This is a genomic window from Azospira sp. (assembly GCF_030247495.1).
GTDB classification, from domain to species: domain Bacteria; phylum Pseudomonadota; class Gammaproteobacteria; order Burkholderiales; family Rhodocyclaceae; genus Azospira; species Azospira oryzae.
In genome coordinates this window covers 378731-394494 of the sequence record NZ_JAOTRW010000003.1, presented here as the reverse complement: position 1 = coordinate 394494, position 15764 = coordinate 378731, and the positions used below count along the sequence as shown (strand labels likewise).

General features: G+C 67.6%; 12 protein-coding genes and 1 pseudogene. 2 read left to right on the top strand and 11 right to left on the bottom strand.

Annotation, left to right across the window (positions count from 1 at the left end; all coding sequences use genetic code 11):
• Positions 1 to 218 precede the first annotated feature (218 nt).
• The 4 genes and pseudogenes from OEL49_RS05265 to OEL49_RS05255 form a co-directional block, all read right to left on the bottom strand.
• Positions 219 to 866, bottom strand: coding sequence for a response regulator (locus tag OEL49_RS05265; RefSeq protein WP_014237218.1), 648 nt, complete (start codon positions 864 to 866; stop codon positions 219 to 221).
• Positions 847 to 1650, bottom strand: coding sequence for a sensor histidine kinase (locus OEL49_RS05260; protein ID WP_287874148.1), 804 nt, complete (start codon positions 1648 to 1650; stop codon positions 847 to 849). Before OEL49_RS05260 ends, OEL49_RS05265 begins: the two co-directional genes overlap by 20 nt.
• Positions 1651 to 1708: 58 nt before the next feature.
• Positions 1709 to 1828: pseudogene (locus OEL49_RS17390) on the bottom strand (hypothetical protein); the annotation flags it as partial.
• A 195-nt stretch (positions 1829 to 2023) separates the two neighbouring features.
• Positions 2024 to 3211: a PAS domain-containing protein gene (locus OEL49_RS05255; RefSeq protein ID WP_287874147.1), complete on the bottom strand. Its 1188-nt coding sequence runs from the start codon at positions 3209 to 3211 to the stop codon at positions 2024 to 2026.
• Between the two features lie 581 nt (positions 3212 to 3792).
• Between OEL49_RS05255 and OEL49_RS05250 the strand changes: the two genes are divergently transcribed.
• Positions 3793 to 5433: a methyl-accepting chemotaxis protein gene (locus tag OEL49_RS05250; protein WP_287874146.1), complete on the top strand. Its 1641-nt coding sequence runs from the start codon at positions 3793 to 3795 to the stop codon at positions 5431 to 5433.
• A 202-nt stretch (positions 5434 to 5635) separates the two neighbouring features.
• Here the strand turns inward: OEL49_RS05250 and OEL49_RS05245 are convergent, their stop codons facing one another.
• From OEL49_RS05245 to OEL49_RS05215, 7 genes are all read right to left on the bottom strand, one after another.
• The gene (locus OEL49_RS05245) at positions 5636 to 6526 is read right to left on the bottom strand and encodes a hypothetical protein (RefSeq protein WP_287874145.1); all 891 of its coding nucleotides are present in this window, start codon (positions 6524 to 6526) and stop codon (positions 5636 to 5638) included.
• Positions 6527 to 6793: 267 nt separating this feature from the next.
• Complete coding sequence (gene moaE / locus OEL49_RS05240) at positions 6794 to 7255, bottom strand: molybdopterin synthase catalytic subunit MoaE (protein WP_014237214.1); 462 nt, start codon at positions 7253 to 7255, stop codon at positions 6794 to 6796.
• Positions 7256 to 7282: 27 nt separating this feature from the next.
• Positions 7283 to 7534: a molybdopterin converting factor subunit 1 gene (moaD, locus tag OEL49_RS05235; RefSeq protein WP_014237213.1), complete on the bottom strand. Its 252-nt coding sequence runs from the start codon at positions 7532 to 7534 to the stop codon at positions 7283 to 7285.
• A 9-nt stretch (positions 7535 to 7543) separates the two neighbouring features.
• Positions 7544 to 8770 (bottom strand): gephyrin-like molybdotransferase Glp, encoded by a 1227-nt coding sequence (glp, locus tag OEL49_RS05230; RefSeq protein ID WP_014237212.1) that lies wholly within the window; start codon positions 8768 to 8770, stop codon positions 7544 to 7546.
• Positions 8771 to 8800: 30 nt separating this feature from the next.
• Positions 8801 to 9322 (bottom strand): molybdopterin-guanine dinucleotide biosynthesis protein B, encoded by a 522-nt coding sequence (mobB, locus tag OEL49_RS05225; protein WP_287874144.1) that lies wholly within the window; start codon positions 9320 to 9322, stop codon positions 8801 to 8803.
• Entirely contained in the window at positions 9322 to 10674 is a 1353-nt protein-coding gene (locus OEL49_RS05220) for a hypothetical protein (RefSeq protein WP_287874143.1), read from the bottom strand. The genes mobB and OEL49_RS05220 overlap by 1 nt, the downstream gene beginning before the upstream one ends.
• A 4-nt stretch (positions 10675 to 10678) precedes the next feature.
• Positions 10679 to 12631, bottom strand: coding sequence for an ATP-dependent DNA helicase (locus tag OEL49_RS05215; RefSeq protein WP_130458284.1), 1953 nt, complete (start codon positions 12629 to 12631; stop codon positions 10679 to 10681).
• A 201-nt stretch (positions 12632 to 12832) separates the two neighbouring features.
• Here OEL49_RS05215 and OEL49_RS05210 point away from each other — a divergent pair, with 201 nt between their 5' ends.
• Positions 12833 to 15712, top strand: a complete 2880-nt coding sequence (locus OEL49_RS05210; protein ID WP_014237208.1) for a bifunctional diguanylate cyclase/phosphodiesterase — start codon at positions 12833 to 12835, stop codon at positions 15710 to 15712.
• Positions 15713 to 15764 lie beyond the last annotated feature (52 nt).

The following is a 15764-nucleotide window of genomic DNA, read 5'->3' as shown; positions in this document are numbered from 1 at the left end:
TCCTGGAGTTGCGCGCCGGGATGGGGTGGTTTGCGGCTGCCACGGACATGGCCGGCAGCCCTGCCGGCCGCCACCGATTCCAACCAGGACGAATTTATGACGCTTTGATTCGCCCCGGTATCACCCGGGACCTGATTCCCCTATCACCTTCCTGCCGGAGGTCTGTCGTCGTTGCAACTACAGCCTGCCGGGGAAAGCTCGAGCCGTACGGAATGGCCCTAGAAGGGGGCCGGCGGGCTGGCGATGAGGCGGTTGTTGATGGCGTAGAGGGTCAGTTCGGCATTGTTGCGGATGCCCATCTTGGCCAGGATGCGGGCCCGGTAGGTGCTGATGGTATTGGGGCTGCGGTGCAGGGTTTCGGCGATCTGGGAGACGGAGCGCCCCGCCGCCAGCAGGCACATCACCTGGTACTCCCGGTCGGAGAGGTTCTCGTGGGGCAGGCACTGGCGCCGGCCGCTCACCTCCAGGGCCAGCCACTCCGCCAGGCGGGCGCTGACATAGGTGCCGCCGGCGGCCAGCTTGCGCACTGCCCGCACCAGTTCCTCCGGTGCGTTTTCCTTGTTGAGAAAGCCGCTGGCACCGTTCTTCAGGGCGCGCATGGCCAGGTGCTCCTCCGAGTGGATGCTGAAAATGAGAATGGGCATGGCCGGCGCGATGCGGTGGATTTCCGGCAGGGCCTCCAGGCCGTTGCGGCCCGGCAGGTTCACATCCAGCACCAGCACGTCGAAGCTGCGCTGTCGCAGCAGCAGCAGGGCCTCGTCGATGGTGCCGGCCTGGGCCGCCACTCGCATGTCGTGTTCCTGGTCGAGGATCTGGCTGATGCCCCGGCTGACGACGGGATGGTCGTCAATGACCAATATTTCCAATATCCGTCTCCCTTGTTATGAGTGGAACGAGAACCCGCACCCGGGTGCCCTCGATTTCCGGGCGGGTGGCGATGTGCACCTCGCCACCGCATTGGGCCGCCCGCTCCTTGATGCCCAGCAAGCCCAGGGAATGGCCGTGGGCGGGCAGCTTCGGCATCCCCCTGCCGTTGTCCCGCACCTCCAGCAGCACCCGGCCCTCGGTCAGGCCCAGGCTCACGTCGATCCGGTTGGCCTGGGCATGGCGCGCCACATTGGTCAGCAGTTCCTGGCAGATGCGGAACAGGTGGGTGGCCAGGACATCCGGCAGCTCCAGGCGCTCCCGGGGCACCGCCACATTGCAGCGGATGCCCAGGCGGCGGCGGAAGTCGTCCACCAGCCACTCGACGCCGGCCCCCAGGCCCAGGGTATCGAGGACACCGGGGCGCAAATCCCAGGAGATGGTACGCACGGCGCGCAGGGTGTCGTCGATGAGACGGCCGACCTCCTGCAGCCGGGCCTTTTCCTCCGCCTGTCCGCCCAGCAGGCGGGCCCGCAGCCAGGCCATCTCCAGCTTCAGCACGGTCAGGCTCTGCCCCAGCTGGTCGTGGATTTCCAGGGGGATGCGGGAACGCTCCTCCTCCCGCACCCGCTGCAGGCCTTCGTTGAGGGCCCGCAGCTGGTCCCGGGAGCGCATCAGTTCGGCGTCGGCCTGCTTGCGGGCGCTGACGTCGTGGATGTAGCCGTGCCAGATGACGCAACCGTCGTCCTCCAGCCGCGGCACCGCCTTGCTCTCCACCCAGCGCACGCCCCTGGGGATGATGCACGCGGAACTCGCAGTGCCAGGGGGCCATGGTCCGGGCCGACTCCAGCACCACCGCCAGCACCCGTTCCTGGTCGGCGCCGTGGATGCGGCTGAGGACCGGCCCCAGGTCCTCCGTCAGGTCCTCCGGCCGCAGGCCGAAGATGTCCACCGAGCCCTGCATGGCGTAGGGAATGCAGAAAGTGCCGTCAGGCCGCAGCTTGATCGAATAGATGACTCCGGGCACCGAGGCCGCCACCCGGGCCAGCTTGTCCTGCAGCATGAGGCGCTGCCGCAGGCCCTCTTCCGCCTGGCGCCGGGCGGTGATGTCCATGTGGATGGTGACCAGGCCCTGCAGGCCCGAACCCAGGGGCGTCGCCTACAGCAGATACCAGCGCTCGCCGGCAGGACCATGGCAGGGATACTCGATGCTGGCCACCGGCAGCCTTTCCTCCAGCACCGCCTGCATGCCGGCCAGGGCTTCCGTCGCCGAAGCCTCGGGAAAGGAGCGGCGGCAGACCTCGAAATAGTTGAGCCCCACCCCTGCCGCCAGCTCCTCGCCGGCGCCGTTGCCGAGGGCGAACTCGGACCATTTGCGGTTGGTGCGCAGGATGTTGCCCTCCCGGTCCAGCACCGCCACGGCCACGTCGAGGGAATTCATGATGGCGTTGGTGAGAATCTCGTTGCGGCTGGCCAGGGCCTGGCTGCGCCGGTTCTCCGTCACGTCCAGCAGGGTCCACTGCAGGTAGCGCTCGCTGTCGAGAAAGACCAGGTCCACCGAGATCAGCAGGTGGCGCACCTGGCCGTCCGGGCGGCGGATGGAGCGCTCGCTCTGGTAGCCCCGTCCGTCGATGAGGATGGAGGCCAGGGCCACCTCCCGCTGCTGGGGCGAGCCCCACAGATGCAGGGCGAAGGATGTCATGCCGATGACCTCCTGCCGCTCCAGGCCGTAGATATGGAGGAAGGCGGGATTCACGTCCACCAGGAAGCCGTCGGCCACCCGGCAGAGGGCGATGCCCGCCGGGCAGGTGCGGAAGATGGTGGAGAAGCGGGCCTCGCTCTCGCGCAGGGCAATCTCCACCTTCTTGCGCTCGGTCACATCCTGCAGGGTGCCCATGGCCATGGCCCCGCTCCGGCGCCGGCGCTTGCCGCCACGGCCGGGCAGACCCGAGGAGAGGGAGAGATGACGCAGGCCCCGGTGCGAGTCGCCAACGCGGAATTCCACCGTCCCCGGCGCCGCCGTCGTCGGCGGATGCAGCCAGATGCGGCGGATGCGCTCCCGGTCTTCCGGCACCACGCATTCGAGGAATTCGGCCAGACGCGCCGCCCGGGTCGGCAGGCCCAGCAGCAGGCTGGCGCGGCCATCTAGGAAGATGCGGTCCTGCTGATGCTCGTAGCACCAGATGCCCAGGTCCGACGATTCGAGGGAGAGGTGCAGCAGCCGCCCCAGGTTGAGGGAGGACAGCAGGCGGGGAATGGTTTCCCGGTCGAGCAGCAGCAGGCTGCAGGACCACCCGATGCCGACCAGAATCAGCGCAGTCAGGAAGTCCGGCCAGATTCCTCCCATGATTCCTTCCTCCAGCATGTCCTAGTCGCTAATGGCGCCCCCCTTGCCGCCCGCCCCGACCGCTCCTCCCGGAGATAGGCTGAGATTCGGCGGCAATGGAACTGAGCCCAGAAAAAGGCCGGTGTATTCTTGTTGTGAACAAACGATGTATTGCGCTACGTCCTGTTCCCCTCCCCCACGCCTTGCTGGGGACCACAGGAGCTTCCATCCGTACGCTGCAACCCATCCGGACCGGATTGAGGCAGAACGTCGAGGCAGCATCGGCCCTGGACCTACCGACCAAACTCACCATTTTAGGGCGCCGGACCTGGCCCACCTATCAGGAGCCGATTCATTTGTGTGTAGCGAAAATCGTTATTGTATATGGCGCTTTTCACTACATCCCCAGCTTTCGCGCCCCTATTCCCACGGCATCCTGTTTTTAGAACATCGGCGTAGGACAGGCGCCTAATCGTCGTTTCCGGACAGCGGCGTTTGTCGGGACGAGCCCAGTTTCGGCTAGAATCTCCGCAGCAGATTTGCTCTGCCTTAAAAAAACAACGAGCAGGCATGCCGTCCGGGCGCCTGTGGAGGAAGACACCATGACTACCGGAAAACCCGTTTCCATTCGTACCAAGTTCCTCTGGCTCACCGGCATCACGGTCCTGAGCCTGGTGGTGCTGTTCGCCGTGGTGCTGGCCACGGAAAAATCCCTGCTCATGCGGGATCGCCAGGAAAAGGTGCGCAACCTGGTGGAAGTGGCCCACGGTCTGGTGGCCCACTACGACAAGCAGGTCCAGGCGGGCAAGCTGAGCAAGGAAGAAGCCCAGCAGGCCGCCATCGCCGCCATCAAGGACCTGCGCTACGACAAGATCGAGTATTTCTGGATCAACGACCTCAACGACCTGATGGTGATGCACCCCATCAAGCCGGAAATGGACGGCAAGAAGCTGGACCAGCTGAAGGACAAGGCCGGCAAGTACCTCTTCCGCGAATTCAACGAGACGGTGAAGAAACAGGGCGCCGGCTTCGTCGACTACCTGTGGCCCAAGCCCGGCTTCGAGGACCCGGTGCCGAAGATCTCCTACGTCAAGGGCTATGAGCCCTGGGGCTGGGTCATCGGCAGCGGCATCTACACCGACGATGTGAACGCCATCTTCAAGCAGGAAGCCATCAAGTTCCTCATCTGGGGCCTGGCCATCGGCGGCCTCATCAGCGTCTCCCTGTTCCTGGTGCGGCGCAGCCTGCTGCGCATCCTGGGCGGCGAACCCCACGAGGCCACGGTCATCACCAAGCGCATCGCCGCCGGCGACCTGACGGTGGACATCCGCACCGAGGCCGGCGATTCCACCAGCCTCATCGCCAGCATGAAGGAAATGCAGGAAACCCTGCGCAGCATGATCGGCAGCATCGTCGGCGGCGCCGAACAGCTGTCCACCGCCGCCGCCCAGCTGATGCGGGCCTCCGAGGAAGTCACCGGTTCGGCCCGGGAGCAGAGCGAATCCGCCGCCTCCATGGCCGCCGCCATGCAGGAGATGACCGTGAGCATCGACCAGGTGGCGGAAAACGCCCGGGAAGCCCACGCCATCAGCACCCAGTCCGGCGACTATTCCCAGCAGGGCACCGTGGTCATCCACAACGCTGCCCAGGAAATGCGCCAGATCGCCGAAGCGGTACAGGCCTCCTCCTCCATCATCGAAGAACTGGGCCGCCAGTCCGACCAGATCACCTCCATCGTCAACACCATCAAGGAAATCGCCGACCAGACCAACCTGCTGGCCTTGAACGCCGCCATCGAGGCCGCCCGGGCCGGGGAACAGGGCCGGGGCTTTGCCGTGGTGGCCGACGAAGTGCGCAAGCTGGCCGAACGCACCAGCCTGTCCACCCAGGAAATCGCCGACACCATCAGCAAGATCCAGGCGGGCACCCGCAACGCCGTGGCCAGCATGGAACTGGGCGTGAATCAGGTGGACAAGGGGGTGGAACTGGCCAACGAGGCCGGCGAATCCATCAACAACATCCGGGACGGCGCCCAGCGGGTGACCCAGGTGGTGAACGACATCACCAATTCCATCAAGGAACAGAGCACCACTTCCAGCGACATGGCCCAGAGCATCGAGCGCATCGCCCGCATGTCCGAGGACAGCGCCAACGCCATCGCCCACACGGCCGAGGCGGCGCGCCACCTGCAGGAACTGTCCCTGGAACTGCACGGCTCGGTGAGCCGCTTCAAGACCCACTAGGCGACACCGCCGACCACGCCAAGGCCGCCTGCGGGCGGCCTTTTTCATGGGGCAGGCCAAAGGCTCCCAATGACTGAAGCACCACCGCACCCCGTACCCGCCATGGTCATCCGGCGTCGGCCGGAGGCCGGCAATCCCCCATGAAAAAGCCGCCTGACGGCGGCTTGATCAATCCCTGTGACGGCCATGAGCCGCCCGAGCGTTATTGGCCAGTATCTGCAGCAGGCTCTCCAGCAACGGCAGGTGCCCCGGCCTCGGTGGGGGCCGACGACACCACAGCTGGCACCGTACCGGTGGGTTCCTCCGCCATTGCAACCGCCCCGGTTGCCAATCCCAGCTTGCCCTGCAACTCGGCCGCACAACGCTTGGCGATCTCCCGGGAAGCATTCTGCAGGGCGCCGAACTCATCCCGTTCCCATTCTTCCTGGGGCATCTTCTCCCCGTATTCGCCCTGGCAGGACTCCTTGAAGTAGATCGTGTCGCTTTCCTTCTGGTAGAGCTGCACGCTGACGTTGTAGCGCAGGGTGTAGTCGCTCGACAGCATGGAATAGTCGAGTTGCCACTGGGGCTGGGAAACCGTCAGTTGCAGGTCGGCGGCAGAAGCACTGCGCTCAGCGCCGGCGGTGGCGATATTCAACTGCGACACCTGGGACAAACTGGCCAGGAGTTCTTGGCTGACAGCCAGGACCGGCCCCTCCTTCGCCACCTGAGCCTGGGGCTTGGCGGTCTGGGCCTCGGCGGCGCTGACAATCGCACTATTCACGTTCTGGCTGAAAGTGGTGGCGATCTGGACATTGGCGTCCAGCTGCCGCTGCAACTGCTGAGCACTGGTGCTCGGACCGGAGGACGTCCCCGAGGCCAAGGCGCTGCCAGCTATCATGCCGAGCAGAAAACCGCCGACCTCGCCCCCCTTGGAACGGATATGAAGCAGGTTGCCCCGGACGTTGAGCACCACCGGTGCGGAGCGCAGCTTCTGCATCAGGGCATCGCTGTGCAGGGGCTCGCTGGCAGGACCGAAGAGGCCCGCGGCGGCCGGCTGGCTGAAGGTAACGGCAAAGGCGATGCAGGAAGCGGCAAAAGAAAAACGGTTCATGGCGGAATGGCCGCGGCAGCGAAAGCGGCGGCAGAAAATTGGACCCGCGCATCATATCAACTCATGACATTTGCACAACCCCGGAACAAACGGACTTGCCGGACCCCGGCGATGCCACGCCAGGCAACAACCAAATCCGGGCTGGGAGCCATGAAAAAAACGGCTACAGATTTCGCTCTCCCTGGAGAGGCAGAAGGGACGGGCGCCCCAGGCCTGGCATAGTGGAGAGTGGCGTCGTTCCTGCCTTCCAGCCCACCTCACAGGTGACTACTTTCCGCCCTTCTCCCAGCGGGCGGCGGCGGAGTCGTCCGTTTCCCGGGCGTCCACCCAGCGGGCGCCGGCGGGGGTCACTTCCCGCTTCCAGAACGGGGCCCGGGTCTTCAGGTAGTCCATGATGAACTCGCAGGCGGCGAAGGCCTCGCCCCGGTGGGCGCTGCTCACCGCCACCAGCACGATCTGGTCGCAGGGCTGCAGGGTGCCGACCCGGTGGATGATGCGGGCGCCGAGGATGTCCCAGCGCGCCCTGGCCTCGGCGACGATGGCCTCCAGGGCCTTCTCCGTCATGCCCGGATAGTGCTCCAGGGCCATCTCGGAAACGCCGCTGCCCTCGTTCATGTCCCGCACCAGGCCGACGAAGGCGGCCACGGCACCGACGCCGGGCTGGCCGGCGCGCAGGGCCGCCACTTCGGCAGACAGGTCGAAATCCTCTTGCTGCACGCGGACGCTCATGTTCGCTCCTTCAGGGAATCAGCCGCATCAGCCGCCGGTGACCGGCGGAAAGAAGGCCACTTCGTCGCCGTCGTGCACCGGGGTGTCGGCCCGGGCCATATCCTGGTTCACCGCGAAGCGCAGGTTCTTGGTGGTCAGCAGTTTTTCCCAGTCGCCGCCCCGGGCCGCCAGGTGGGCCCGCAGGGCGCCCACGTCGAGCAGGTCGAGGGGCGGCGAGACTTCCTCGGCGGCCGTGCCCAGGGCTTCCCGCAGGCCGGCGAAATAGAGCACCTTGATCATGATGGAACCTTAGCCCAGGAGTTCGGAGAAGGAGAGGAAGCGCACGGTGTCGCCGGCCTGGATCACCTGACCCGGAGGATTGTCGATGAGGCCCGTGGCTTCCACCAGGGAGGCCATGACCCCGGCGCCCTGATGGCGGTAGAGGGCCACGGAGCCTTCGGCGGTGAGGCTGGCACGGAGGAATTCGCGGCGTTTGTCGGCCTTTTTCCACTCGCCGGCAGCCGGGAGGGAGTAGGCCCGGGGGGCCACCTCGGTAGCGCCCTGGCTGCGCAGGATGAAGGGCCGCACCAGCATGAGGAAGGTGACGAAGGCGGAGACCGGGTTGCCCGGCAGGCCGATGAAGGCGGCGCTGCCCTGCCCCGCGCTTTCGCCTTCGCTGCGGCGCACTTCGCCGAAGGCCAGGGGCTTGCCCGGCTTGATGGCGATGCTCCACAGGTTGAGGCTGCCTTCGGCTTCCACCGCGGGCTTGACGTGATCTTCCTCACCCACGGAGACGCCGCCGCAGGTCACCACCAGATCGGCGGCGTCGGCGGCTTCGCGCAGGGCAGCCCGGGTGGCTTCCAGGCTGTCGGGCACCTGGCCCAGGTCTTTCACTTCGCAACCCAGGCGTTCCAGCAGGGCGACGATGGCGTAGCGGTTGGAGTTGTAGATGGCCCCTGCCGGCAGGGGCTGGCCCGGCATCACCAGCTCGTCGCCGGTGAAGAAGGTGGCCACCCGCAGGCGGCGATACACGGGCACTTCGGCCAGGCCGACGGAGGCGGCGAAGGCCAGTTGGGCCGGCCCCAGGCGGGTGCCGGCGGCGAGGATGCGGGCGTCCTTGGCCACATCTTCCCCGGCCCGGCGGATGTTCTCCCCAGCCTTGGGTACGTGCTGGAAACTGACCCGGCCTTCGCCGGCATGCTCGCAGCGTTCCTGCATGATGACGGCGTCGGCGCCGGGAGGCACCGGGGCGCCGGTGAAGATGCGGGCGGCGGTGCCCGGTTCCAGGGTGGTGCCGACGGAACCGGCGGGAATGCGTTGGGAGACCGGCAGCACGGTGCCGGGCACGGGAATGTCGGCGGCGCGCACGGCGTAGCCGTCCATGGCGGAGTTATCCAGGGGCGGCACATTGACCGTGGAGGTCAGGTCCTGGGCCAGCACCCGGCCGGCGGCGGCCTGGGTGGGCAGCCAGCGCACTTCGCTGACGGGCTTGGCAGCGGCCAGCAACTGGGCCAGGGCGTCTTCAAAACTGAGCATGGGCGTCATCCTTGGAGTCTTGGCTTTGCATCATCGCTGTGGGTGCTTGAAATAGTCCATGACGAAAGCGGCCACCGCTTCCGCATCGTTCACGTCGAGCACCGGCAATGCGGTGTGCACCGGGCTGTCGGTGGCCACGGCGACGATGTGGGGATTTTCAGGATACAGGGGCGCCTTGCCGTTGGCGGCCCGATACACCTCGATTTTCGGTATCGCCTCCTGCTTGAAGCCTTCCACCAGCACCAGGTCGCAGGGGGCGAAGCGGGCCAGGTGTTGGGCCAGGGTCGGCTCCGCTTCGTCCCGCAGTTCGTGCATGAGGGCCCAGCGGCTGCCGCAGGTGACCATCACTTCGCCGCAGCCGGCCTGCCGGTGGCGGTAGGAATCCTTGCCCGGGGTGTCCAGGTCGAAACCGTGGTGGGCGTGCTTGATCAGGGAGACTTTCCAGCCCCGGGCGATGAGCCGGGGAATGACCTGCTCCACCAGGGTGGTCTTGCCGGAGCCGCTGGTGCCGGTGAAGCCGAAAACCCGAGGGGGACGCACTGCCTCCACCATCACTTTTCCTCCCGGCAGGGCACGGCGAAGACGGCGGCAAAACCGCCGCCGGCAGTGCGGAAATTGGTGGTCTGGCCCTGGTAGAGGCGGGCCGCGGCCAGCTGTACCTGGCCCTGGTAGGCGTAGGCGCGGATGTCCAGTTTCAGGTGGGCGTGGCTGTCGCCGGCGGCGGGGCCGGAGAAGACGCGGCGCTCCGAGGGGGGCACCAGGGCCTGGGCCACGTAGGCGGTGCCGTCGTCCTGGCCGGCGGCAAGGATTTCCTCGAACACCCGCTTGGTCAGCTTGTCGCCCCGGTAGGCGGCGCGGCTGCCAAAACCGGCGGCGGGCTTGAAGAACCACTGCTTGCGCTGGCTCCACCACTGTTCCCCCTCCGCCGCCCGCACCAGGCGGGTGGGGGGAATGGTGGCAGCGAAGATGCGGCGGCAAGGCTCGGGCACGCCCAACTCGGCCAGCCGCTGCGGGTCGGAGAGCAGCACCAGATTGCGCTTGTCGGCAAAGAGGGCGTGGGCCCGGGGATGGGGCGTGATCACCGCGGCACCGGCCAGGTAGGCCTCTTGCAACGGCGCGCTGGCCGGCTCTTCCAGGGCGAAGTCGGTGAGGCGGTTATAGACCAGGTCCACCGGCTGGCCGCCGTGCCACAGCACGCCGTCCCGGTAGGTGAATTCACCGGGGTCGGCCACCACGGCGGCGATGCCGGCGGCTTCGAAGAGACGGCGGAACAGTTCGAATTCGGGGGCCAGGTACTGCTCCGCCGGCGCCGTATCGACGATGGCGATGCGGCGCAGGGGCGCCTCGCCCCGGGCCAGGCGCCATTCCTCGCGGAACATGGCGAGGAAGGCGGCTTCCACCCCGCCGGCCTCCGGCAGGAAGTGGCTGACGGTAGCGCAGCAGGCGCGCTGGGCCCGGGCCAGCTTGGCGTTGAGCAGACCGCCGCCGGCGTTGGTGTTGATTTCGATGAGGCGGGGGCCGTCCACGGTGAGGTGGAAGTCGTAGCCGAGGAAGACGCCGGCATTGGGCGGGGTGAAGCGGGCGCTCTGGGGTGCCCAGGCCAGCACCGCTGCCTGGTAGGCCGGCAGGTGCGCCACCTCGTCCACCGCCGCCGCCAGCTCGGCCATGGCTTCCAGGTGGGCCTCGCCGACGAAGACCATGGTGTCGGAAAAGAGGTGGGGCCGGCTCTCCCGCAGCGCCCGGTAGAAATCGCCGTTGCCCCCCTCCCCTTCCAGCTGGGCCTCCAGGGCGGCGTGGTCCAGGGCCAGGCAGGCGCAGTCCCGGTTGAGGTGGGCGGCGGCCTCCCGGCAATCCGGGGAAAGCTCGTCGAGGCGGGGAACGGGAGGCAGGATGGCGGCCGTCATGGGGTCAATTGGGCTGGAGGGCGGCATAGAAATCCAGGACTTCGATCAAATCCCGGGTCCGCTTCATGGGCGGCAGGCTGCGCCAGACGCGCTTGCCGTAGGGTTTGGTGATGAGCCGGGGGTCGCAGATCATCAGCACGCCCCGGTCCGTCTCGTCGCGGATGAGGCGGCCGGCGCCCTGCTTGACGTTGATCACGGCCCGGGGCAGCTGGTATTCCATGAAGGCGCTGCGGCCTTCCTTTTCCATCTGTTCCACCCGGGCTTTGAGCACCGGGTCGTCCGGCGGGGCGAAGGGCAGCTTGTCGATGACCACCAGGGAAAGGGCCTCGCCGCGCACGTCCACGCCCTCCCAGAAGCTCTGGCTGCCCACCAGGACGGCGTTGCCGAGGCGGCGGAAGCGTTCCAGCAGCTCGGTCTTGCTGCCTTCGCCCTGGAGCAGCAGGGGCATTTCCAGGCCCTCGTCCTCCAGCTTGGCGGCCAGCAGTTCGTGGGTGCGGCGCATGGCCCTGAGCGAGGTGCACAGGAAGAAGGCGCCGCCGCCGCAGGCCTTGAGGGCGGGCCAGGCGGCCTCCACCACGGCTTCGGTGAAGCCGGGCAGGTTGGGATCGGGAATGTCCCGGGGGGCGTAGAGCACGGCCTGCTGGCCGTAGTCGAAGGGGCTTTCCCAGCGGGCCGATTCGGCGTCCCACAGGCCCAGCTCGTTGCAGTAGTGGGAGAAGTCGGCCTGCACCGCCAGGGTGGCGGAGGTGAAGATCCAGGCCCGGGGATGGCCGTCCAGCTGCTTGCGGAAGAGGCGGGCCACATCCAGGGGGGTGGCGTTGAGCTGCAGGGAATGGTTGAAGGCCTCGCCCCAGCGCACCACCCCGGGCTGCTCCTGGCGCCATTGGACGAGGCGCTGCAGCAGTTCGCCATTGCGCCGCCAGCAGTTCTCCAGGCCCTCGCTGCGCTCGGCCTGGTTTTCCAGGATGGCGTTGAGCAGCTCCAGTTCCTTTTCCAGGTTGGCAAGGCCGTCGAGGAACTGGGCGTTGCCCTCGAGCTGGCCCCAGGCGTAGCGGGCCGGCTCCACGGCGACGGTGAGGCGCAGGTCCTTGGCGGCCTTGTCCACGATGCGGGTGGCCTCCTGCAGGTCGAGGCAGTCCCGGGCGCTGGCCAGGCCCTCGCTGCGGGCGTCCCGGGCCAGGTCCAGGACCTGGGAGGTGGAGAAGCTGTCGCCGAAGAAGAGGCTGGCGGTTTCCGGCAGCTGGTGCGCCTCGTCGAAGATCACCGCGTTGCAGGCCGGCAGCAGTTCGGCCATGCCTTCGTCCTTGAGCATGACGTCGGCGAAGAAAAGGTGGTGGTTCACCACCACCACATCCGCCGAGAGGGCTTCCTTGCGCGCCTGCAGGACGAAGCATTCCTTGTGGTGGGGGCACTCCTGGCCCAGGCAGTTCTCCCGGGTGGAGGTGGCCATGATCCAGGCTGTGGCGTTTTCCGGCACGTCCAGGCACTCGGCCTTGTCGCCGCTGCGGGTTTCCTTGGCGAAGCGGGCGATCTTCTGGATGTAGGCCACGTCCTCCCGGTTCTGGAAGCGGCCGTCGAGCAGGGAGCGGTCCAGGTGGTAGGGGCAGACGTAGTTGGCCCGGCCCTTGAGCAGGGCCACCTTGACCGGGGCCTTGAGAGCGGCGCGGACGGTGGGGATGTCCTTGTTGAAGAGCTGGTCCTGCAGGGTCTTGGTGCCGGTGGAGACGATCACCTTGCCGCCGGAAAGCAGGGCCGGCACCAGGTAGGCGTAGGTCTTGCCGGTGCCGGTGCCGGCCTCGGCCACCAGCATGCGGTTGTCGGCGATGGCGGCGGCGATCTTCTCGGCCATCTCCACCTGCTGGCTGCGGGTGCGGTAGCCGGGGATGTTGGCGGACAGGGGGCCGCCCGGCTCGAAAACGGCGGCGGTATCAGCGACGAGATGGGGAGAGGCGAGCATGGAGGCGGGACCGAAACAGGGTGCCAATGCTACCAGAAAGCCGGCCCGCCGCCTGCGCCGGCCGCAAGGCCGCACCCGGTGCCGGCCTTGCTCCCCGGGCTGCAGGGCGGAGCGCCGGAGGCCGGCGCCGTCCGGGTTTCCCCACGACTGCTGCATATAACTATAGTAATATTCGCGCTCGAAATTCCGCCGCCGTTCCCCGTGTCTCTGGTCATCAACGAAAAATCCCTCCCCCGCCTGCAGCTCATCGGCATGCTGACCCTGGTCCTGGTATTCACCCTGGGCCTGGGCATCCACTTCACCCTGCAGCACGAACGGGATTTCGAGGCCAGCCTGGCGGCCCTGGAGGCGGAAACCCTGGCACAGCAGCAATCCCTGCTGGAGGCCGAGGTGGATTCCAAGCGCAACTACCTGGAGTTCGTCCGCTCCCGTACCGAATCGGTGCTCAAGACCAGCCTCAAGGTCCAGGTGGACCAGGCCCTGCGCCTGGCCGAGGCCATCTATGCCCAGGAAAAGGGCAGGCGCCCGGAAAAGGAAATCCGCCGCCTGGTGGTGGAGGCCCTGCGCCCCTTGCGTTTCTTCGACGGCCGGGGCTATTTCTTCATCGACGACCTGGCCGGCAACTGCGTCCTGCTGCCCACGGCCCCGGGCCGGGAAGGCAGCTCCCTGCTCGACAACCGGGACGACAGCGGCCACTACATCATGCGCGGCCTGATCGAGGCGGGCACCCGGGGCGACGGCTATTCCCGCTACCGCTGGTACGCCCCCGGCAACGAGAAGGAAATGGCCGACAAGATCGCCTACGTGCGCCACTTCGAGCCCTTCGGCTGGCTCATCGGTGCCGGCGACTACCTGTACCAGATGGAGGTGGACCTGCAGCGGGAGGCCCTGGAGCGCCTGCGTTCGGTGCGCTTCGCCCACGACGGCTACCTGGCGGTGCTGCACGAGAACGGCAACATCCTCATCACCCCCGCCAACCCGGGCATCGAAGGGCGCCGCCTGGAGAGCCTGGGGGGCAGCGACGAACAGCGCACCATCGCCCGCATTCTCGACCTGGCGCGGCAGGGCGGCGGCCCCATCCGCTACGACTGGATCAATCCGGCCACCGGCAAACTGTCGCCCAAGCTCTCCGTGGTGCGGCCGGTGGAATCCTGGGGCTGGGTGCTGATCGCCGGGGTCTACCTGGACGACCTGCAGGAAGACCTGGCGCGCCGCCGCAGTTCCCTGGAATCGGGGGTGCGCCAGCACATCAGCACCACGGCCCTGGTACTGGCCGTCGCCGCCGGCACCACCCTGCTCTTCTCCTTCTTCTTCTCCGGCTGGCTGGCCCGCCTCTTCCGCCAGTACCGGGAGGACCTGGACAGCCGCAATGCCCAATTGCTGGAGAATGCCCGGGATCTGAAGCTGGCGGCCCAGGTGTTCGAGAGCGGCAACGAGGGCATGGTCATCACCGACGGCGACAACCGCATCATCACCGTGAACCAGGCCTTCACCCGCATCACCGGCTACCGGCCGGAAGAGGTGGTGGGGCAGAACCCGGCCATCTTCTCCTCCGGCCGCCACGACGCCGACTTCTACCGGCAGATGTGGCACCAGCTGCGGGACACCGGCGCCTGGTCCGGCGAGATCTGGAACCGGCGCAAGGACGGCTCCCTCTACCCGGAGTGGCTCAACATCAGCAGCGTGCGGGACGAGGGCGGCCAGGCCAGCCACTACATCGCCGCCTTCTCCGACATCACCGAACGCAAGGCGGCCGAGGCCCAGGTGCGCCACCTGGCGGAGTACGACGCCCTCACCAACCTGCCCAACCGGGTGCTGCTGCAGGACCGTCTGGGCCAGGCCATCGCCGCCGCGCGGCGGGCCGGCAGCTGCCTGGCCCTGCTCTTCCTCGACCTGGACCGCTTCAAGAACATCAACGACTCCCTCGGCCACACCGTCGGCGACCAGGTGCTGTGCCAGGTGGGCGAGCGGCTGCTGACGGCGGTGCGGGCCAGCGACACGGTGAGCCGCCTGGGCGGCGACGAATTCGTGCTGCTGCTGCCCCAGCTGGAAAGCCCGGCCCAGGCCGCCAGCGTGGCGGAAAAGCTGCTGCTCACCCTGGCCACGCCCCTGGCCATCGACGACTACGAGCTGGCGGTGACGCCCAGCATCGGCATCGCCGTCTTCCCCGAGGACGGCGAGGATGGCGACACCCTGCTGAAGAACGCCGACGCCGCCATGTACGTGGCCAAGGAAAGCGGGCGCAACAATTACCAGTACTTCACCGCGGCCATGAACGCCCGGGTGTCCCAGCGGCTGCTGCTGGAAAACAACCTGCGCCAGGCCCTGGCGCGCCAGGAGCTGGCCCTGCACTACCAGCCCCAGTACGACCTGCACAGCGGCACCCTGGTGGGCTGCGAGGCCCTGCTGCGCTGGCGGCAGCCGGAGCAGGGCCTGATCCCGCCGGACCGCTTCATCCCGGTGGCGGAGGAGACTGGCCTGATCCTGCCCATCGGCCAGTGGGTGCTGCGGGAAGCCTGCCGCCAGGCCCAGGCCTGGCAGGACGCGGGCCTGCCGCCCCTGGTGGTGGCGGTGAACATTTCCGCCGTACAGTTCCGCCAGGCCAACCTGGCCGCCCTGGTGCAGGAAGCCCTGGCCGCCAGCGGCCTGTCGCCCTGCTGGCTGGAACTGGAGCTGACCGAATCCATGCTCATGGAAGACGGCGAGCGCCACACCCAGACCCTGGCCCAGCTCAAGGCCATGGGCATCCGCCTGGCCCTGGACGACTTTGGCACCGGCTATTCCAGCCTGGCCTACCTGAAGCGCTTCTCCCTGGACAAGCTGAAGATCGACCGCTCCTTCATCCGCGACCTGCCCCAGGATGCGGAGGACGCCGCCATCACCACCGCCATCATCGGCATGGCCCGGGACCTGGGCCTGGAAACCCTGGCCGAAGGGGTGGAGACGGAACAGCAATGGTCCTTCCTCGCCGAGCGGGGCTGCGCCCAGATGCAGGGTTTCCTCCGGGCCCGGCCGATGCCGGCGGACGAGATCACCGCCCTCCTGGGCCGCCACGGCAGCGCCACGCCCCCGAACGGCTGAGGACGCCGCAGCGGCACCTGCCCGGGAGGCAGGCAGGACGGACCTGGGCGCC

Bases quoted from the DNA above. Each gene is read 5' to 3' on its own strand.
- OEL49_RS05215 (WP_130458284.1), bottom strand. From the start codon at position 12,631: ATGCTCGCCTCTCCCCATCTCGTCGCTGATACCGCCGCCGTTTTCGAG.
- OEL49_RS05220 (WP_287874143.1), bottom strand. From the start codon at position 10,674: ATGACGGCCGCCATCCTGCCTCCCGTTCCCCGCCTCGACGAGCTTTCC.
- moaE (WP_014237214.1), bottom strand. From the start codon at position 7,255: ATGAGCGTCCGCGTGCAGCAAGAGGATTTCGACCTGTCTGCCGAAGTG.
- OEL49_RS05245 (WP_287874145.1), bottom strand. From the start codon at position 6,526: ATGAACCGTTTTTCTTTTGCCGCTTCCTGCATCGCCTTTGCCGTTACC.
- moaD (WP_014237213.1), bottom strand. From the start codon at position 7,534: ATGATCAAGGTGCTCTATTTCGCCGGCCTGCGGGAAGCCCTGGGCACG.
- OEL49_RS05250 (WP_287874146.1), top strand. From the start codon at position 3,793: ATGACTACCGGAAAACCCGTTTCCATTCGTACCAAGTTCCTCTGGCTC.
- OEL49_RS05255 (WP_287874147.1), bottom strand. From the start codon at position 3,211: ATGGGAGGAATCTGGCCGGACTTCCTGACTGCGCTGATTCTGGTCGGC.
- mobB (WP_287874144.1), bottom strand. From the start codon at position 9,322: ATGGTGGAGGCAGTGCGTCCCCCTCGGGTTTTCGGCTTCACCGGCACC.
- glp (WP_014237212.1), bottom strand. From the start codon at position 8,770: ATGCTCAGTTTTGAAGACGCCCTGGCCCAGTTGCTGGCCGCTGCCAAG.